The organism is Dehalococcoidia bacterium (assembly GCA_028711995.1).
GTDB lineage: Bacteria > Chloroflexota > Dehalococcoidia > SZUA-161 > SpSt-899 > JAQTRE01.
Window position 1 is genome coordinate 1 of sequence record JAQTRE010000020.1, and the last position, 20472, is coordinate 20472.

16 protein-coding genes and 1 pseudogene are annotated in these 20472 nt (G+C 53.2%); 7 read left to right on the top strand and 10 right to left on the bottom strand.

Annotation, left to right across the window (positions count from 1 at the left end):
- Together bioB and PHV74_04760 are read left to right on the top strand one after the other, a co-directional pair.
- Nucleotides 1-922: biotin synthase BioB (bioB, locus tag PHV74_04755; GenBank protein ID MDD5093678.1), on the top strand; the 922-nt coding region annotated here is incomplete at its 5' end.
- Between the two features lie 300 nt (nt 923-1222).
- Nucleotides 1223-1861: an MBL fold metallo-hydrolase gene (locus tag PHV74_04760; GenBank protein MDD5093679.1), complete on the top strand. Its 639-nt coding sequence runs from the start codon at nt 1223-1225 to the stop codon at nt 1859-1861.
- 406 nt (nt 1862-2267) lie between these two features.
- Here PHV74_04760 and PHV74_04765 read toward each other — a convergent pair whose 3' ends face one another.
- The 8 genes from PHV74_04765 to PHV74_04800 all read right to left on the bottom strand — a co-directional run bounded on the left by PHV74_04765 (nt 2268) and on the right by PHV74_04800 (nt 12764).
- The gene (locus PHV74_04765) at nt 2268-3527 is read right to left on the bottom strand and encodes a hypothetical protein (GenBank protein MDD5093680.1); all 1260 of its coding nucleotides are present in this window, start codon (nt 3525-3527) and stop codon (nt 2268-2270) included.
- Between the two features lie 707 nt (nt 3528-4234).
- Nucleotides 4235-5071, bottom strand: a complete 837-nt coding sequence (locus tag PHV74_04770) for a hypothetical protein (protein ID MDD5093681.1) — start codon at nt 5069-5071, stop codon at nt 4235-4237.
- Nucleotides 5072-5157: 86 nt separating this feature from the next.
- Nucleotides 5158-7305, bottom strand: a complete 2148-nt coding sequence (locus PHV74_04775; protein ID MDD5093682.1) for a hypothetical protein — start codon at nt 7303-7305, stop codon at nt 5158-5160.
- Between the two features lie 106 nt (nt 7306-7411).
- Nucleotides 7412-7849, bottom strand: a complete 438-nt coding sequence (locus tag PHV74_04780) for a hypothetical protein (protein ID MDD5093683.1) — start codon at nt 7847-7849, stop codon at nt 7412-7414.
- Nucleotides 7850-8253: 404 nt separating this feature from the next.
- A complete protein-coding gene (locus PHV74_04785) occupies nt 8254-8541 on the bottom strand; it encodes a GIY-YIG nuclease family protein (protein ID MDD5093684.1) in 288 nt (95 codons plus the stop codon).
- A gap of 155 nt (nt 8542-8696) precedes the next feature.
- Entirely contained in the window at nt 8697-9959 is a 1263-nt protein-coding gene (gene rho, locus PHV74_04790; protein MDD5093685.1) for a transcription termination factor Rho, read from the bottom strand.
- Between the two features lie 336 nt (nt 9960-10295).
- Nucleotides 10296-10946, bottom strand: a complete 651-nt coding sequence (gene fsa / locus PHV74_04795) for a fructose-6-phosphate aldolase (GenBank protein MDD5093686.1) — start codon at nt 10944-10946, stop codon at nt 10296-10298.
- Between the two features lie 189 nt (nt 10947-11135).
- Entirely contained in the window at nt 11136-12764 is a 1629-nt protein-coding gene (locus PHV74_04800; GenBank protein MDD5093687.1) for a CTP synthase, read from the bottom strand.
- Nucleotides 12765-13156: 392 nt separating this feature from the next.
- Between PHV74_04800 and recJ the strand changes: the two genes are divergently transcribed.
- The 5 genes and pseudogenes from recJ to PHV74_04825 all read left to right on the top strand — a co-directional run bounded on the left by recJ (nt 13157) and on the right by PHV74_04825 (nt 17361).
- Nucleotides 13157-14833: a single-stranded-DNA-specific exonuclease RecJ gene (gene recJ, locus PHV74_04805; protein ID MDD5093688.1), complete on the top strand. Its 1677-nt coding sequence runs from the start codon at nt 13157-13159 to the stop codon at nt 14831-14833.
- Between the two features lie 2 nt (nt 14834-14835).
- Entirely contained in the window at nt 14836-15717 is an 882-nt protein-coding gene (locus tag PHV74_04810; protein ID MDD5093689.1) for a PD-(D/E)XK nuclease family protein, read from the top strand.
- A 312-nt stretch (nt 15718-16029) separates the two neighbouring features.
- Nucleotides 16030-16251: a hypothetical protein gene (locus PHV74_04815; protein MDD5093690.1), complete on the top strand. Its 222-nt coding sequence runs from the start codon at nt 16030-16032 to the stop codon at nt 16249-16251.
- A gap of 21 nt (nt 16252-16272) precedes the next feature.
- A complete protein-coding gene (gene msrB / locus PHV74_04820; GenBank protein MDD5093691.1) occupies nt 16273-16677 on the top strand; it encodes a peptide-methionine (R)-S-oxide reductase MsrB in 405 nt (134 codons plus the stop codon).
- 114 nt (nt 16678-16791) lie between these two features.
- Nucleotides 16792-17361, top strand: a pseudogene (locus tag PHV74_04825) (peptide-methionine (S)-S-oxide reductase).
- On the opposite strand, the gene PHV74_04830 reads toward PHV74_04825, so the two are convergent.
- Nucleotides 17358-19073, bottom strand: a complete 1716-nt coding sequence (locus PHV74_04830; GenBank protein MDD5093692.1) for an FAD-dependent oxidoreductase — start codon at nt 19071-19073, stop codon at nt 17358-17360. The pseudogene PHV74_04825 and the gene PHV74_04830 sit on opposite strands and share 4 nt — an antisense overlap.
- A gap of 202 nt (nt 19074-19275) precedes the next feature.
- Entirely contained in the window at nt 19276-20361 is a 1086-nt protein-coding gene (locus PHV74_04835; protein ID MDD5093693.1) for a hypothetical protein, read from the bottom strand.
- Nucleotides 20362-20472: the final 111 nt, after the last annotated feature.

A 20472-nucleotide genomic window follows, 5' to 3' on the forward strand; every position in this document is an offset into this window, starting at 1 on the left:
GCGTTGTCCGTCAGATAACATACTGGAGCTTCTGAACGCGGCATTCAGGGTAAGGGAAAGGTATTTCGGGAAAAGGGTGATCATCCAGCTTCTCATCAATGCCAAGAGCGGTCTCTGCTCGGAAGATTGCGCCTACTGCTCCCAATCCGCAGTTTCTGAGGCAACAATCGAAAAATATCCGCTGCTGGATGAGGATATCATCATCAAAGGCGCCCATACGGCCAAATCCAGCCATGCCCGGAGATACTGCATCGTGACCAGTGGCTATGCTCCCTCCAAGCAAGATGTGGACCGTCTCTGCCGCGTGGTTCGGAACATCAAGAAAGAAGTGGATATCGAAATCTGCAACTCCCTGGGACACCTCAGCGAGGAAACGGCACTCAAACTCAAGGAGGCAGGAGTTGACCGCTACAACCACAACCTGAACACCGCCGAGCGCCTCTATCCCCAGATATGCACCACGCACAGCTATTCTGATCGGATCCAGACCCTGCAAAACGCCAGGGCAGCAGGATTAGAATTATGCTGCGGAGCCCTCTTCGGAATGGGAGAAACCGATGATGACATCATCGATATCGCTCTTGCGTTACGGGATGTGAAAGCCTCATCCATCCCCGTCAACTTCCTGAACCCTATCCCGGGGACTGCGCTGGAAAAGATAAAGACGCTTAACCCCATCAAGTGTCTTTCGATCCTCTGCCTGATGCGCTTTCTCAACCCGAGCACTGAAATCAGGATCGCCGGTGGCCGGGAATTTCACCTCCGCTCGCTTCAACCATTGGGCCTTTACCCGGCCAACTCCATTTTCGTTTCCGGCTACTTGACCACTGAAGGCCAATCGCCGGATGAAGCCGTACAGATGATCACCGACATGGGATTCGAGATTGAACCGGAGGCAATCCAGAAGATAAGGGCAGTGTAGGCGCAGCCCATCTTCGTTAGAATGAAGGCAGTGTATTCTTCCCTGTCTTTGCGAGGAACCAGCGGCGACGAAGCAATCTCCAGGCAGATGAAGAAGGGGATTGCCACGCCAAAGCTCGCAATGACATTTTAATCCCCTTTCGGACGTAACGCCATTTGTCCGCGGGAAAAGCCCGTGCATCATGCCCCTACGATTCCTTGCCTTTCAAACAAATTCTGCCTCATCCAAGGATACCTCCCGATGCCCCGTGCGTAGCCCTGCTGTTTATGCTATACTTGACGTTAGTAAAGAGGACAATCAATGGAAATAACCTGGCTAGGTCATTCCTGCTTCAAACTCAAGGGAAAGCAATCCTCGGTCATTACCGATCCGTACGATAACAGCTGTGGCTATAGCCTCGGCAAAGCCACAGCCAGCATCGTTACCATCAGCCACGATCACCCTCATCACAACTTCGCCAGCGGCATCGGCGGCAACCCCAGGGTGCTGTGCAGTCCCGGCGAATATGAGATCGGAGGAGTGTTTATCTACGGAACCACTACTTATCACGACCGATCCAAAGGGCAAGAGAGAGGCAAGAACATCATCTATCTGATCGAGATTGACGATATCAAAGTGTGCCACCTAGGAGACCTGGGCCATGCCCTCTCTGCCTCGCAGGTGGAAGAGATCAGCGATGCTGATGTCCTACTGGTGCCAGTCGGAGGTCTTACCGCCATCGACGCCTCAGGCGCAGTGGAGGTAATCAATTTGCTGCAGCCCAAGATTGTGATCCCCATGCACTACAAAACGCCCATGGTGCAGGAAGCCCTGGAGCCGCTGGAAAAGTTCGTGAAGGAAATGGGGATGAAAGAGGTCACGCCGCTACCCAAGCTGATCCTCAACAAGTCCACCCTACCGGCCGAAACACAGGTGCTCATCCTGGATTATGATAGATAGCCCGGCCTAACGTTTCAAGGGCGCGATGGATCGAGCCCCCTACAAGTGACACCCTCAGAGGCTTTCCCAAAACCTCAACTAAACCCCCTCACCCCCAATCGTTGGGGGAATTGTTGAATTTGGGGGACACCCCCAACCCCCCGGAAGGGAAGTGTCCCTTCACCCTCACGAGAATTGACAACTTCTCGCTGATGGCAGGGTTCGGGCTTCCACGACTACGTTAAGTGATAAAAACGCTATGTCTTTGCGAGTCCGGTACAATCGGGACGAAGCAATCTCAGGAAGGCATGCAGCTTCGCCCAGAAATCGCCACGTCCGCCCAAGGCGATCCTCGCGATGACACAACTACCCTCCTTCTGAAAAAGCGACCACACGGCATCAGCCCTGCTGACAACTGATGGCAAACCTACGGTACCAGCACTCCTGCATCAATCAGGTAAATCCAATATCCCTTGCCCAACTCAACTGCGGGCAGATTATCCGAGCGATTCGCAGAATAGGGCTCACCTGTGATTGACGGAAAGCCATCAGTGGCCCAGATATAGGGCGAAGTTGATTGCGGCCTGGATTGATCCCCTTCCTCGGTATAAACAGTCAGCCACTTGCCCTTCAGGTCGTCCCCCAGATAAAAGCTGAGCGGCATCTGCGGAACCAGGGCTTGAGAGGTATATCCGATCAAACTCCATCCCTGCCCCAGGTTGATCGTCTGTGGAGTTGTTGAAACGTCATGCTCCTCGAAGTCCGCCTCCAGATTTACATCTGCGACAGCTTTCACCATGTAACCCAACCCCGGCGTTATCTCCGAGACATCTGTCCATCGCCCGGCTATCATGGTCCGCACCTCCTCTACCGGGAGTCCGGCAAAGACTGCACCGACTTGCGGATTCTTCAATGCTCTGGGCACCGAGATCAGGTTCCAGCCTTCATGCAGGCAAATCTGGAAGGAAGTGACCTCTTTCGTTACCTTCACCTCCACTGTCTGGATAGTTTCATTCCCAGCCCGATCCACGGCGACTACCTCAACGGGGTAGACACCCGGCGCAACATTACGGGCAACCGTATTCTGAATTGACCATACATCAACATTGGGTTCTCGGCTGAGTCTCACATTGGCATTCTCTCCAAAAACCGCCTCTGCTCCCTCACCTTCCAGTCGCACGGAAAAGACCCCGCTCAGATCATCGACGCCTCTGACCTCGATGGTGACGCTATCTCCAACCCGGGCAGGCCTGCTGCCAGTAGAGCACCGCGCCTTCGCCTCCATCTCCGGGGCAGTGACATCCTCCACCAGCTTGAGGGATATGGTAGTCGTGCTTTGCTGGTTGAACACATTGGCAGCGACTACAACAATCAGGGGAGAATCTGCCGGTATATTTCCGGCGTTGGGTAACTCCACCTGCCACTTATCCGTAGCCACAGCCGTCCCTCTGACCATCTCATGCGTCAAGGCCTTGCGGTAATCATTGTATTCGTATCGGCTTCCCACGGTGACCAGGTACGCCTCTTCCCCTTCAATCACATATACTCTCCTCATAGGAGTGTCCATACCAGCATCCCTGATGGTGTTGGAGCTAGATTCATAGTATTGCGCGCCGGTGGTCCCGTGGAGATTCACGATGACAGTAGAAATCTGACCACCCGGCCCCCTGGCAATGACGGATAACACCAACGGGCTCCCTTCCGGCTGCGACCCCACGCTAACCGTGCTCGGGCTAGCTTTAGGAGAACAGAGTACGGGGCCGGAATTCCCCGCCAGCGATGCGGCAGGGCATAATAAGCAGATAAACAACGCAGATACACTAAGAATGGACCACAACAGGCAGATACTCCTCATCTTGATTATCTTCTCCTTTCTCTCATTTCAGGGAGTCTACCTTTATATAGCCCACCCTTGAACAATTTGTCATGGGCCTTTCGTCCTGCTTTGTGGAGAGGGTTCGCTTAGCACTACTACGTTATGTCATCACGAGGCCGCCTTGGGCGGACGTGGCGATCCCTTCCTGAGATTGTTTTGTCCCGATTTCATCGGACTACTCAGAAACTCGTGATGCTCATACGCCGTTCCAGCGGGTCAACCCCCTCGATCCCCCAATCATGGGGGAAAGTGTTTGTTGTTGCAGGGAGTTGCGTGTCATTGCGAGCCCTTCATCAAGCCTGTCCTGAGCCGCGTCGAAGGGCTCAGGACAAACTCCGCGTGGCAATCTTGTTCTCATGTCCGGTAAGATTGCTTCGTTGCCGGTGGCTCCTCGCAAGGACATTTGGCTGTCTTTGCCCTTCCTTCAGCAAGCTCAGTTGCATGTGAAATAACCAAAGCGGCTCTCCTCTTGAGAGGAGAGCCGCTTCCTAGAAAACCTATTCAATTGTTAGTGAGACTTACTTTGGTGCTAGAGCAGCGCCCACTTTCTTCAGCTTCAGCAGCACAAACACCGCCAATCCTAAAGCGTTCACCGCAAGCAGGAGAGCGATGATCCCCATGACTGAAGAGGCATCTTCGCCATCCTCGCCATTGGTGCCGTTGGTACCATTTATACCATCTTTACCATTGGTACCATTTATGCCATCTTTACCGTCTTTACCATCCTTGCCAGGGGTGCTCGCAGTGGCGTCAATGGTAAGGGTGGCATTTGCCATCCGGGTCGCTGACTCAGCGGCATAGATGGTGTAAGTGCCTGCAGCGCCTGTCTGCGCCACAACGATGGTACTGAAGCCGCCCGCGCTATCAACCGTCACGCGCTCCAATACGGAATCTGCACCCACTGCATTCCACATGATGCCCACGGTCGCCTTGGGCGTGAATCCCGTTCCGGTTACCTTGGTAACAATGCCCTTGGCAGGACTGAGGGTGATCTTTGCCACACCCGTTGCCTCTTGGACTTTGCTGGCACTGAGATTGAGCGCCTTGTTGGCCCCCGCTTCCCAGAGAGCAGTCTCAGCGACATCATTGTCATCTGTGCCTACGGTAAAGGTAACCGTCTTGCCGGCATAGTTGCCGTCTACATACATTGCGTAATTTGAACCTGTAGTGGTGACTGACTTCACCTCCACACTGTCTACTAAGGCTTTCACCGTTGTGCCTGTGGCTACCGAAGCTCCGTCAAGGGTGACTGAGCCATAAAAGCCGCACACATTCGGCTGGGCCAGAGCAACAGTGGGGATGAGAAGCAGCGCGACCACTACTAAAGTCGCGATTAAAACTGTGATTCTGGACATTCATCCCTCCTTTTGAACTTGAGTCCGTATCTATCCGGTTATGACCCCGGTTTCCGGGGTCATAACCCCTAAATCGTATCTAATCTCTAGCCTAGCCAGCCAATCAAGTTCCAGCCTGTCTTCAGGGTATAGACATTGCCGCCGTAAACAAGCGTACAATCCTCGGTGGCATTGATCCAATAACCCTGACCCCTGGAAAGAGTTGTTACAGTGCTGGTGGCGCCGGCAGCAGTATCATAGAGCTGCCATGCCTGAGTGCCTGCATCAAAGGTCCAAACAATGGAGAACTTACCGGCAATGGAGTTCAAGCCACCGGTGATAGAAACGGCTCCAGTTGTCTGCGTGAAACTGGCTACAGGAGTAAGACCGGTCACGACAAAGGTGTGAGGACCAGCAGCCAGACCGGGCCACATGAACGTGGCGGTCAAATCACCATTGGCATTGGTAATAGCAGTCTGCGCGAAGTTAATCACCGTTGCGCCGTCAATGGTAACGCTATTATAGGAAGCATATGCCCCCAAACCCTTCATCGTAACTGTAACTTGCGAACCGGGAAGCCCTGTGACCGGTGAGCAGGAAATGCTAGCCGGGTTGATGGTGAAGGTAGCTCTTGCGATAGTTGGTGGGGCTGTCACCACGCCATTAATCGAGGAGGTAGCAGTGAATCTGCCAGTGCCTGCGGCAAGAGCTGCACCACCAGCACTGTTGGCTGGTACTACCACGCTAGCCTGGAAGGTGCCGTCTGCACCTATGGACGCCGGAGTGGTAAGTAAATTGCCAGATGGAGTCCCGGCAGAGTCCGTGAAGATGATCTGCGCAGTGACGACAGAACCGGCCGCGGTGGGTTCAAAACCAGCGCCGTTCATAAGTATGGTGTCACCTTTGTAACCACTGCTCACGCTGGCGGTTAACGTTCTTGCATCGACGGTGAATGAACCAACTGCCAAGTCAGGGGCAGCAAAAGTAGTAGCCCTTACATTAATCACCTTAGCACCGGCAGACGAACCGGCAGGGATGGCAATCTTACACGTGAACGACGTACCGGTGAGAGGGGTCCGGATTTCACCGGCTACCACAGTACCAACAGTGGCAGAAATCACGGGAACTGCTACACCGCTGACCCCTATGGCATATAGAGTATTTGCTGTCAGGCCAGTGGCCGTAACATCAATGACAGAACCGGTCAATCCACTAGTAGGCGAGACGACAGCCTTTGGAAGTAACACTAAAGGTGTAGCTGAAGCATTGACTACACCAGCACCATCAGTCGCCGTTATGGCAGCGGGGGTAGCGGCTGCTGCCGAGACAACGAAAGCACCGGTTGCATCGACGGTGCCAAAGCCAGAAGCACCGCCAGTGATATCAATGGACGTACCGGGGGTAAATCCAAGACCGGAAACAGTTACCGTTGAACCGACTGTTGTCATTGCGGGACTAAACGTCACAATGGTAGTAATGGCGGAGTACGTTGCTGAATTCACAGGAGTTGTTTCGGCTGTGGTGCTGACTTTACCCACATAGGTATTGGCCACTTTGGCAACGCTCGGGTTCTTGATTCCAGAGGCGGCGAAGAACTTAACGTTAACAACCTGGCCAGCAGCCGCGTTATTACAGGTGGCAGGAATCAATACCGTGACTGAATTTCCGGCTACGGAAGGATCAGGATCGGTGGAAAGAAGAGGCTTGTAGCCTGTTCCGTTCACCTGTACGGCAACATTGGATTTAGCGATGGCTGCCGGTACATACGCGCCCGTGGGGAAGGTAACAGTAACTTGATCAACACCCGCTGTCAGCACTGCACCGGTATTGAACGTAACGGTCTGAAGCGCGGCAGTTGCTGCTATCGTGGGATCCGCAACAAAGCCAACCGTGCTTAAGGAAACGTTAAAGACTTCGGTTGCGGTATCGGTTGCTCCGGTAATCACAACATTGTTTGCACCCGCAACCGCTGCTGCAGGGATAGTGATGGTACCACTCAAGACTCCGCCCGCACTAACGGACAGAGTATATATTGCCGCCGCTCCACCCACGGTAACGCCGGTAATGGCCTGAGAACCAGTCCATCCGGTTCCTGCAGCGGTTACTACTGTTCCTCCCGCGCCACTGGTCGGACTTATACTGGTGGTGGCGCTAACATCGGCAGCAAAAGCCGTCGGAACAGCCATTACCACGCACAGCGTGGACACAATGGCCAGGATCATCAAAACACTGATTAGGGTGTGCTTTGTCTTCATCTAAACTCCTTTTTTCTCTAAGATTGTTTCTCTACCATTGGATTCTTCGCTCCGGGAAACCCCTCCCAGAGACCCCCTTTCAAGGGTTTCTGTCTCATCTGCCTTGCTATCTCACATTAATTTCTGCCGCTATCACCTCCTTGCAGTTTTTTTTGGTTTGCGACCAGAAAAATACATCATCAATCCCCAAAAACTTCTGGGGATAAAATGCAACAAAGTCCCTCTGGAGTTCTTCCGCGTTTGGCTGCCACTGGATAGGGGAGGTTTGCGGGGTAAAGTCCACCCTGCCGGCATCCGCCGCCATTGCTGGACTGTTAGCCAAAGCTGGCCTGTAGCTGATAGTCCCTTGTTTCTTCATCATGGACTTATTAAACACTTTTATAGCACCTTTAAATACCTTTGTCAACCCTTCCACGCTTGCTTGCCAAAACCCAAACCATTCTTCAGATATGTATCTGGTCTTTCTAGTATAGTAGACGGAATCGGAGCTAAAAAGGTTCCCTGCGGTAGAAAAGCAGTATTCTTCCTTTATATTGGCACCCACCAAGATTCCACCATACCATAACTCACGCTTTTTGTCATGGGTCTAAAAGGAGACACCTTACAGTACCATTGGTTGTGTCATTGCGAGCAAAGCGCGGCAATCTCCTTCTTTGCGTCCCTTCAGATTGCTTCGTCACCGATGGCTCCTCGCAAAGACATTTTATTTGTCATTGCGAGCCCGGATGAAATCGGGGCGCGGCAATCTCTTTCTTCATGCGGTCTGAGGTTGCTTCGTCGCCGTGGGCTCCTCGCAAAGACATTTTACGTGTCATTGCGAGCCCTGATGAAATCGGGCGCGGCAATCTCTTCTTCAAGCGTCTTGAGGTTGCTTCGTCGCCGTGGGCTCCTCGCAAAGACATCTTATCTGTCATTGCGAGTCCCGGATGGAATCGGGGCGTGGCAATCTCAAATCTCGTCATAGAGATCTGTCCATCCGGGATTCAGGCTTTGCACCAAATCCAGCTTTTTCTGCCTTGAGCCAGCCTTGATCTGCTTCTCTCTCAGGATCGCCTCCGCGACATCCTCAAAAACCTCATAGTAGACCAAACGCATAACGTTGTACTTCCTTGTGAATCCATCAACCAGCTTTTCCCTGTGTTCATAAGCTCTTCGCTTCAGATTGTTGGTGACCCCTGTGTACAACACCGCATTACTCTTATTCGTGAGTATGTAAACATAATATTGCTTGCCCATTTTGAGGTTGCTTCGTCGCCGGCGGCTCCTCGCAAAGACATTTTACGTGTCATTGCGAGCCCTGATGAAATCGGGCGCGGCAATCTCCTTCTTCACACGTCGTGAGATTGCTTCGTCGCTACGCGCTCCTCGCAAAGACACCAAAACAACCCCGGCTACATCTCCTTGGACAAGGAAGCGAGAAAATCGGCATTGTTCTTGGTCTTGGACATCCTGTCAAGGATACGCTCGCTGGCCTCGGTGGCGTCGGAGCCACTGGATGATACCAGTGCCATCATGCGCCGCAGCAGCCACACCTGTTTCAAGGTATACTCATCAAGCAGCAGTTCCTCATGCCGGGTGCCGCTCCGCTGAATATCTATAGCAGGAAAAATGCGACGCTCGGCCAGCTTTCGATCCAGGTGAAGCTCCATATTCCCCGTACCCTTGAATTCTTCGTAGATCACCTCGTCCATACGGCTGCCCGTATCCACCAGGCAGGTGGCGATAATGGTGAGGCTGCCCTTTTCTTCGGCGTTACGGGCTGCCCCGAAGAACCTCTTTGGCGGATAGAGCGCACCGGTATCAACACCGCCGGTGAGAGTCCGCCCGCTGGAAGGCATCGCCAGATTATAGGCCCTCGTGAGTCTGGTAAGAGAATCAAGCAGGATCACCACGTCAGTCCCGAGCTCCACCAATCGCTTGGCCCTTTCCAGGGCAACTTCGGCCACCCGTGTATGTTCCTCCACCGGCTCATCAAACGTGGAACTGACCACCTCGGCCTTGACGGACTTCTCCCAGTCCGTAACCTCTTCCGGCCGCTCGCCGATAAGGCACACAATAAGGTGAATATCGTTATAGTTCTTCAGAGCCCCATTGGCAATGTGCTTGAGTAAAAAAGTTTTCCCAGCTTTGGGCGGCGATACGATGAGCCCCCTCTGTCCCCGACCTATGGGAGAAATCAGATTGATCAGCCGGGTGGAAAGGTTCTTGGGCTCGGTCTCAAGGTTGATCAGTTTGTTGGGGAAGATCGGCGTAAGGTATTCAAAGTGGGGACGGACCTTGGCAGCCTCCGGATCCATTCCGTTTACTGCTTCAACCCTGAGCAGCCCCGCATATCTCTCGCCGTTCTTGGGAGGCCGAACCTGGCCGGTAACCATATCGCCATTTCTCAGAATAAAACGTCGAATCTGGGACTGGGATATATAGATATCCTCGACCCGGGAACGAAGGTTATCCTGACGCAGGAATCCGTGTCCATCCGGCATAATCTCCAGAGTACCGCCTCGGAAGGTGTGGCCCTGCTGCTCGGTATAGCCCTGAAGCAAACGAAGAACAAGCTCTTCTTTGCGCAGCGAGGAATACCCCGATATGCCTAGCTCCTTGGCCATATCGACCAATTCATCGCGGGTCTTGCTTTCCAGTTCGGAATAATTCATCGTTCACCCCTTTTACGGAATCCCTGATTAAGTTCAATCACCCCCCTGAGCACCCCGATTGAGAAATCCTGTACCCCTTAACCAGATTCCTTACTTAGAAACCGAAACTCTACGCAGCGATGCATGCGAAAACAACCGGAGACATATTGAATGCAGAACCTCCCACACAGCTTACACCTCGATCCAGTGCAGCGAATGTTACAAGTGGAAAAACAGCAACCCACGCAACACCCTTTGAATCCCTGAAGACCGCACATCTCTTGGCTATACGGGCAGCGGCATGAATGCCAGAATGATGAGCCATCGCCACCAGCCGATGACCTCAGATGCTGGTTCCTAGCGCCGAGCGACCTTTTGCCAATCCGCAGCAAACGCAGCAATGCCTCGCTCGGTGAGGGGGTGTTCTATCATTTGCATCAGCACCTTAAAGGGGACCGTAGCAATATGAGCGCCTGCTCTCGCTGCCTCAATACAATGCAACGGATGACGTATGCTGGCAGCGATCACCCGGGTAGTTATTTCATACCGCTGATAGACATCGACGATATCCGCTACAAGCTCAATCCCGTCATGCCCGATATCGTCCAGCCGCCCAACAAAAGGACTCACGTAAGCCGCCCCTGCCCGTGCACCCAACAAAGCCTGATTAAGAGAAAAACACAACGTCAGATTGAATTTTATCCCCTTCGGAGAAAGGGCAGAGATCGTCTCCAGTCCGGCGGCCGACATGGGAATTTTGACCACCACATTGGGAGACCATGAGGCAATCTCCTCGGCTTCCTCAATCATGCCCCTGGCGTCCAAGCTCAACACTTCAGCCGAGATAGGCCCATCGACAATGGAGGTTATCTGTCCGATCACTTCCTTGAGATTGCATGAACTCTCCTTGGCCATCAGCGAAGGATTGGTAGTAACTCCACTAATCACGCCCAGCTTGGCCGCTCGACGTATCTCATCGATGTTGGCTGTATCGAGGAAAATCCGCACTACATCAACCTTGCTAACAAAACTGGAGAATGAAGCTGTTCAAAGGGGTTAACCTCAACGGCTCAAAGCCGTCTTCGATTTCCAGACTATAACACATCTCACCATGTTTGTCTACGCCACTAAAGTCACCCTGATCGCTGAATACTGACGTCCCGGCGATGCCCCGAACCGGTGTCAGACACCACAGACTTACAGAGGCAGAGGATGTTGATCGCCTTCTCTCAACATTCTCTTGGCGGCCTCGACGAATCTATAGAAAAGCGGGTGGGGACGATTGGGCCGGGAAGCGAACTCTGGATGCGCTTGCGTGCCGACCATCCAGGGATGCCCTTTTACCTCCACTATCTCCACCAGGGTCCCATCGGGAGAGAGACCGCTGATGATCAACCCAGCTTGTTCCAACTGCTCCCGAAAAGTATTGTTGAACTCAAATCGATGACGATGGCGTTCACACACCTCGGGGCAACCATAGGCCTCAGCCGCTCTCGTCCCCAGAACCAGCTTGCACGGATAAAGGCCCAAGCGCATGGTGCCGCCCTTATCTTCTATGCAACGCTGTTCGGGGAGAAGATCAATCACCGGATACCGGGTGTCGGCACAGAATTCAGCAGAGTTCGGCTCGCCGGAGCACAAAACATGTCGGGCAAAGTCGATGACCATCACATGCATCCCCAGGCAAAGTCCAAGATAAGGAACCCCGGTTAGCCTGGCGTACCTGGCTGCCTTGATCTTCCCCTCTATGCCGCGATAGCCAAATCCACCGGGAACAACAATTCCCTGAACATCGCGAAGCAAGGCCTCGGCCCCTTCCGTTTCAAGGTCCTCAGAGTCAATCCAAACGATATCCACATCCCGGTCATGCGCCAGAGCCGCATGACGTAATGCCTCACGCACCGAAAGATAAGCATCCTTAAGCTGAACATATTTCCCCACAAGGGCTATCGGAAGCGACTCCTTGGGTCTCTTCATCCGCGTTACCATATGCCGCCACTCTTCCATATCCCGACCCGTCTCACAGAGGCCAAGCCGATCAACAATGAAATCACCCAACCCCGCCTCTTCCAGAATCAACGGCACTTCATAGATATTGGGAATGGTAACCAGCGGAATCACCGCCCTCCTCTCAACACTACAGAAAAGCGCGATCTTATCCCTGTGCCCTTCGGGTACCGGGTAATCGCTACGGCAGATAATCACATCCGGCTGAATACCAATAGCGCGAAGCTCCTTCACGCTATGTTGAGTTGGTTTTGTCTTCACCTCCTCAGAGGCGGATATATAAGGAAGAAGGGTTACATGGACATAGAGGACATTGCCCGGCCCGATATCATGGCGCATCTGCCGGATGGCCTCCAGGAAGGGTTGCCCTTCGATGTCACCCACAGTTCCGCCGATCTCACAGATCACTACCTGAGCCTGGCTTTCCTCGGCAACATCCAGTATGCGCCGCTTTATCTGGTCAGTGACATGGGGCACCACCTGGATGGTGCCTCCCAGGAAATCACCCTTCCGTTCCCTGCCGATAACTCCGCTGTAGATCTGCCCCGAGGTTACATTGGAGGCCTGAGAGAGGTTGACATCGATGAAACGTTCATAGTGCCCCAGATCAAGATCGGTTTCTGCGCCGTCCTCAGTTACAAAAACCTCCCCATGCTGATAGGGAGACATCGTGCCGGGGTCAACATTCAAATAGGGGTCCAGTTTCTGTGGGGATACAGTGAGGCCCCGGCTTTTGAGGATTCGGCCGATAGAAGCGGCAGCAATCCCCTTGCCCACTGAGCTAACAACACCGCCGGTGACAAAGATGTACTTTGTCATGAATTTCTCTCCCCTGCATCATAGCTAATGACAATCTTCGCTGTCAAGTGCTTTTACATATCCTTTATCCGCGGATTTCGTCGTTCTGGCGATGCTCCGAGACATCGTTACAGTGAAGAATTTTGGTGGAAACCCAAAAAAGCGGTTGACCAATGCAGTAAATTCTCTGCTTCGGGTATGCCCCTCCCCTAAGACCAAGGGATCAAGGGGGATGACTGTTTTGGCATCTCGCGCCTGTCAGGTGAGAGCACACATATAAATATCATTTTCGGATAGATAGGAGTTGGTTGACTTGGCCTGTAAAAATGGTGTAGATTCATTCCTATGGGATGGCATTCGGCCTCAATCGATATATCCGGCAGTCCGCTGACTGAGCAGATCGGAGACACCCAATGAGATGGAAGGTTCTCCCGCCTGCTCCGGCAGAACATCTATCTCTTTATGCCAACATTCCTTCGCTCCTTGCCCAGTTGCTGTACAATCGAGGCGTCACCGACCCCCGCCAGGCCGAACTCTTTCTCACCGCTGACAGGCAACTGGAAAATGATCCCCGTTTGCTCCCTGATATGGCAAAAGCGGTGGCCCGGATTATACGTGCGGTCCTGGGGGGAGAGACCATCGCCGTATTTGGCGATTTTGATGCCGACGGCGTCACGTCCACAGCTCTGCTGGTTCAAGGACTGCAGAAGATGGGGGGGAACGTCATCAGCTATATTCCCCACCGGGTGGATGAAGGGCACGGCTTGAATGTAGCCGCCCTCCAGAACCTGCACAAGCAAGGGGCAAGCTTGGTCGTGACCGTTGATTGTGGCGTCACCGCCTATGCCGAGGCAGAAACGGCCACTCAAATGGGACTCGATCTGATCATCACCGATCACCACGAAGTGACCGGGACCCTTCCCAGAGCCCTGGCAGTGGTCAATCCCAAGCGCCCCGACTCAGCCTATCCCTGCCGCGATTTGGCCGGTGTTGGCGTTGCTTTCAAACTTCTGCAAGCGCTTTTCCGAGCAACGGGCAGAGACGACCAATCGGACACTTTTCTCGACCTGGTAGCACTGGGAACGGTGGCCGACATGTCCCCGCTGCTGAGCGAAAACCGCTATCTGGTCAAGCAAGGCCTTGAAGCACTGAACATAACCAACTGCCTTGGCATCCGGGCGATGATCGCTTCCGCCGGGAAAGAAATGGGGCAACTCAACGCCGAAACCATATCCTATGTATTGGCTCCCCGCCTCAACGCTGCCGGCAGACTGGATCACGCCTCCGTCAGCTACGACCTTCTGATGACGAATTCCACCGAAAAGGCCCGCCAGCTCGCCGCAATCCTTGAGGCAAGGAACATCGAACGCCAGCAGATGACCAGCCAGTTTATGACGCTGGCTGAGCAGAAGCTTTCGCCGATTGATCCGGCTATTGCCCTCCTGATCGTCGATGACACTGAATTCCATGCCGGGGTCAACGGAGTGGTGGCCGGCAAACTGACGGATAAATACTATCGTCCGGCTGTGGTTATCGACGTGGGCGAAGAGGAGAGCATGGGAAGCGCTCGCAGCATCCCGGAGTTCAACATCGTTGCGGCGCTGGCCGAGTGCCAGGACTTGCTTTCCCACTTTGGCGGTCATGCGCGAGCAGCCGGTTTTGGAGTGACAAACAAGAATATAGATCCCTTGCGGCAAAGACTTCTGCAGATAGCCAAACGTGAGCTGACTGGCATTGACCTTCAGCCAACAATTAACGTCGATGCCGAGGTCTCACTGGCTGCTCTCGGCGGTAGAACGCTCGATCTCATCAGTCGGCTGGAACCTTTTGGGCAAGAAAATCCGTCTCCTACCTTTCTGAGCCGGGGGGTAAAGGTAGTGGGTTCCCGCCAGGTCGGTAGTGACGGCGAGCACATAAAGCTCAAGCTGAATGATAAAGGGACCATCTGGGATGCCATCGGCTTTGGCCTCAATTATCTCAATGAGGACAATCCGCCGCTGATCGATATTGTCTACAACTTGAAGCTGAACAAGTGGATGGGCAGAGAATCCCTTGAGCTTGAAATCCTGGACTTTGCTCCCAGTCAATAGCCATGCAGAGAAAATATTCCTTCACCCCGATTCTGGGCTGGTCCGTCAGCCGCTATGATAAATTCGAGACCTGCAAAAGGTGGTATTGGTACGATTACTACGCCAAGAAATACGATCGGGAAGTCTCCCCTCAGAAGCTGGATTCCCTGAGATCGCTCACCAGCACGCCGCTGGAGATCGGCAATCTGGTACACGACGCCATCGCCACACAATTGCATCGAATCAGAAAGAACACACCCCCTCAAAACACCGCCGAGGTCCTGGCCTACAGTTCCTATCTGGTCGATCGCGCCATCCTGAGCAAGACTTTCCTCGAAGTATACTACAAACAGCGGGATCAGATCGATGCAGCTGACCTTAAAAGCAAAGTGAAGGCCTGCCTTGAAAATTTCTTCCAAAGCCCTCGGTATCAGTGGCTGCTTCAGGACGATCATCCCCACCGAAGCGACTGGATCATCGAGCCCAACGACTTTGGCGAGGTCCGGCTGAACAACTTGAAGGCCTACTGCAAGGTCGACTTTCTTTTTCCAACCGCCGATGGAAAGCTCAACATCCTGGACTGGAAGACCGGCAAGATCGATCGAGACAAACACCTGCGCCAAATGACGGGGTACGTCCTGTATGCCAGGGACATCCTCAACGCCAAACCAGACCGCGTCAACCCGGTGATCGTCTACTTGGGTGAATCTTACGAGGAGCTAAACCATTCTTTCAACGAAAGCGATCTGGACGAATTCGCCGCACAGGTTAGCCGGGAAACGCAAGAAATGTATGCATACTGTAAAGACATAGCCCAGAATATCCCAAAACCGAAAGACTCTTTCCCAAAACACGTCAAAAGGCTGTGCGCCTACTGCAACTACCAGGAACTCTGTCAGGTTTAGGAAACCTCTGATCAACCCCCTGACCCCCACTCTTGGGGGAAGATAAGGAATTTAGGGGACACCCCCTTCGGCAAGCTCAGGGCAGGCTCTAAAACCCCGGCAGGAAGGGTCCTGCACCACTGAATCAAAGTTACCTTAGCCTTCCGACAACGCTGAAGCTATTATCAAAACATTTTCAGCAGTCTTCCGGTGACCAAAGTCACATCCTCATTCCCTACAAGTCAGTATCATTTCCTTAGATCATGTATGAGGGCTTATCTGGTCTACACGTTTGGCATAAAGCCGAGCAGCGCTGATCAAAGGGAGGACGATATGGATTACGAACTGTATGAGCGGGTTGATTCCTTCAGCAATGTGAAATGTCCCGATTGTGGAGAGGATCTGGCCTTGGAAATACGTCTTGAGAAGACGCACAAGCGGTTGAATGTCTGGCAAGAGGGGCTTTGCACCAATTGCGGCAATGGAGCCTTCTTCCCGTTATTGGAAGCCACCGTTGTGCTGGATGAGACATCAAGTCTGATACTGGCGAATTGAACCTGTGGCACGAGATGAACCATGAGTAATAAAATAGTCAAAAGCGATAACCAATGGAGGGCGACTCTGACGTCTCGCCAATATGCCATCACCAGACTCAAGGGGACCGAACCCGCTTTCTCGGGCGAATACTGGAACACAAAAGCGATCGGCAAATATCGTTGTGTCTGTTGCGGTAACGACCTGTTTAGTTCGGAGACCAAGTTCGATTCCGGAACCGGCTGGCCCAGCTTCTGGGCTCCGATCTCTGAGGAGAGTATCCTCACGACCCCTGATGAAAGCAGCGGAATGCTTAGAACCGAGATGATTTGCGACCGATGCGGGGCGCATCTTGGCCACGTCTTCGAGGACGGTCCCGCACCTACCGGACTGCGCTACTGCACCAACTCTGCCGCGCTGAAATTTGATGAAACGGCCAAGGAGTAATCCATGAATTCGAATAACACTATTGCCGATTCCCTCATACCGCCGATAGACATACATGCACCAACCCGAATCCAGACGGCCACGTTTGGAATGGGCTGATTCTGGGGCCCCGATTCCCGGTTCGGGAACATCAAAGGGGTGGTCCGGACCCGTGTGGGATATGCGGGAGGCACCACGGCTGCCCCTTCGTACCACAATCTTGGCGACCACACAGAGACAATCCAGATCGACTATGATCCGGCTCAAGTATCGTACAAAGAATTGCTGGACGTGTTCTGGAGCAACCACAACTGCAGACAACCGACATGGTCGCGACAATACGCATCCCTTATCTTCTTTCACAATGAAGAGCAAAGAAGATTAGCCCAGGATTCTCAAAGCCGTGAGTTCGCCAATTCAAAGAGCGACATCTTCAACCGAATTGTCCCCGCCACGTCATTCTATCTGGCTGAAGGGTATCATCAGAAATACTATCTACGCCACCACTCCCTTCTGGAAAACGAATACAAGGCCATATATCCCGTGGTGAACGATTTTGTCAATTCCACCGCCACCACACGCGTCAACGCTTATGTCGGAGGCCACGGGACACTCGCCTCGCTACAGGAAGAGATCGATATCCTCGGCCTCTCTCCGGAAGGCAGCGCAAAGCTCCTGGAAATCACGCGCAGACTGGCCAATTAACGGCAGGTTTCCCGCATCTCGATCTGCCGATGTGCGCCATAGCTCTTGATCCCACCGGACATATTTCGGGACTTAAACCCGTGCTGCAGAAGGGCACGGGAGGCATAGTACGAGCGTTGCCCTACCGCACAATAGGTCCGTATCTCTTTATCCGGCGCTAACTCCCCCATTCTGGCGCGGAGTTCTCCGAGCGGGATATTCACTGCCCCCGGAACGTGACCGGCACTGAATTCGGCCACCTCACGGACATCCAGAATCGTCGCCTCCGCCTTATCGATCTCATCCCAGTGGTTCACCGGGGCATCACCTCGAAGGGCATTGGCAGCAATCATACCTGCAATATTCACCGGATCCTTGGCTGTGCCGAATGGCGGTGCATAGCACACTTCGGCTTCCTCCAGATCGAAAACGGTCGAGCCCTTCTGGATGGCCATGGCGATCACATCGATGCGCTTCTCCACGCCCTCCTCGCCGACGGCCTGCGCCCCCAGGACTCTGCCGTCATCGGTTGAGAAAATAAGCTTGATCGTCATGGGTTTGGCGCCAGGATAGTAATTGGCATGATGGCCCGGATGAAGATAAATCTTTTCGTATTGAGCCGGCTTACCATGGATACCGGTTTGATTCAGCGTTTTCTCAGTGGCTCCGGTTGAGGCAACCGTCAGGTCAAAAACCTGACATACCGCCGTTCCTTGAGTTCCCCGAAATCTGGCATTGCGTCCCAGGATAACATCGGCTGCGATTCGTCCCTGACGATTGGCCGGTCCTGCGAGGGGAATGAGTGTCCACTCATCGGTAACAAAATCCTTCACCTCAACGGCATCGCCGACCGCCCATATCCGCTCGTCGCTGGTGCGCATTTGATCGTCGACCCGGATGCCTCCCCGCTTGCCAATCTCGATGCCCGCCGCCCTTGACAGACTAACTTCCGGACGAACACCAATGGCAAGGATAACCAGATCTGCCATATGCCTTGCGCCCGACTTCGTTGACACGGCGAGAGTGCCATCGGAATTCTGCTCAAATCCGGAGACAGCATCGCCGAGGCAAAGCGAAACACCTTTTTGAGCCAGGTGATTCTGGATAGGCACGGCCATCTCGGGATCAACCGACGCCATCACCTGCGGCAATGCCTCCACAATAGTGACGGAGAGACCCCGATTGACCAGATTTTCCGTCATCTCCATGCCGATGAAGCCGCCACCGACTACTACCGCGCGTCTTGCGTCTCTCTCATCGATCCACTGCCGTATCTGATGACTATCCGGGATCGTTCGAAGGGTGAGAATGCCGGGGAGATCAATTCCCCGTATTGGCGGTCTTATCGGCGCTGACCCCGGGGCGAGGACAAGCGCATCATATCTCTCCCGATAGACGTTTCCGCTTTTTGCATCTTTTACCTCGATCTCTCTTCTCTCCCGGTCAATAAGCTGGACTTCATTCTCCAATCGGACTTCGATGTTGAATCGCTTTCTGAACAGCTCGGGCGTTGCCACCAGGAGCGCTTTCTCTGTCTTGATCACGTCGCCCACATAATATGGCAACCCGCAATTGGCAAAGGAGACATAGGGACCGCGCTCAAAAATGATAATCTCGGCCCCTTCAGAGATTCTTCGCGCCCGGGCAGCGCAGGAAGCCCCCCCCGCCACGCCGCCGACGATCAGTATCCTCTTATGATTATCCAATCGACTTTCCGGTATACCCTGATTCATTTCATCGTCTCCTTTCCCGAGAACTTCCGGCCTGTGCACCCTTCAATCATTGCTCATCGTACTGTGCATCCTAATCTGTAGCGAAGCCGGTTGTCAAGTCCGGTTGCTACCCGGGTCGCATCACAATTGCCCGAAAAAACGACAAAAAAGGAGGGCCGTGGCTGCCCACTGCCCCCCTCAAATCAAACGGATAATTCTCCGATTACTGGAAGATCGGTATCGATTCAGACAGATCGAAACCCTGAGCCAAATCGATGATCACCGATATCGGCAAATCAATGCTGATCTCAACACAAGCGCCATCCCGACTCACATCCATATCTTTGAAAGCTGCAACCAGCGCCTGGGCATCCTCCGGAATCTCGATGGAACCGCTGCCCAGGAATTGCTGCAAAACAATACTTAAGAAGCCCTTGATGTTCTCCGCAGATTCGGTATCTGCAAAGCAAAGACGCAACTCTATGGGAAGCTCCTCGTCGTCCTTGTCCACTGTCAGCGAGACAGTCTCAAGATCGGCAAACATGGCTAGATCTATCGGCGCCTCCGATTCTAGGTCCTGCAGGCCATCCCCCATAGCTCCCGGGGGCACCGCCATCACCAGTTTCACCAGAGCCTTGCCAAGGTCATTATATGCTTTCAGCAACGGGCCTGTGATGGCTGGCTGTTCGCCTTTTTGAATGTCCAAAACGTCCTTGACTGCCAGCATTGAACCAAAAACCAATCCATCATCGCCCACGAAAGAGAATCCCATTTCCTGAGACGGATCAGTGTAAATCTGGAAATCCTTGTAGGTGATGGTGCTGAGCGGCTCATCCGCCGCTGATTCGATGAGCGCCATTAAACCCTCTTTATCCTTGATCCCTTTAACCACCAGTCCCAAGTAGCCCTCGTCGCCAATCCCTTCTTCCGACGAACCTACAGCCTGCGCCATGCTTGAGATATCAGCAAACAGCACTCCTTGTGCGGAATTCCCCCCAACCATCTCCGAGAGATCATCATAGGTTTGAGGGATTTCGAGTTCCTCTTTGGGCAGCGAGTTATAGAACATAGAGAGGTCCTGATCTTCCAATAGCTGTGCCATGTCGATATAAACCAGCATATTGGCTTTCTGGGGAATCAATTTCAGAGGAGAAATTGCCTGTGCTGATGTTTCGTTTGACGATTTTTCATTTTCGTCATCGCCACCGCAGCCGAAGCTTGCGAACAACGAGACAAGCAGTATCAAGATGAGCAGAGCAGGCGTCTTTCGTAGCATAGTGACTCCTTCCTTAGCAATCCATTCCACCATTGAATCTAACAACCGCATTGAGGGTTGTCAAGGTAACATTCGTACTATAGCAACCCAACGCCTAAACTGCCTTCGGATCCTCAATCAGCAAATTCCCGACGAGCAGCTAAC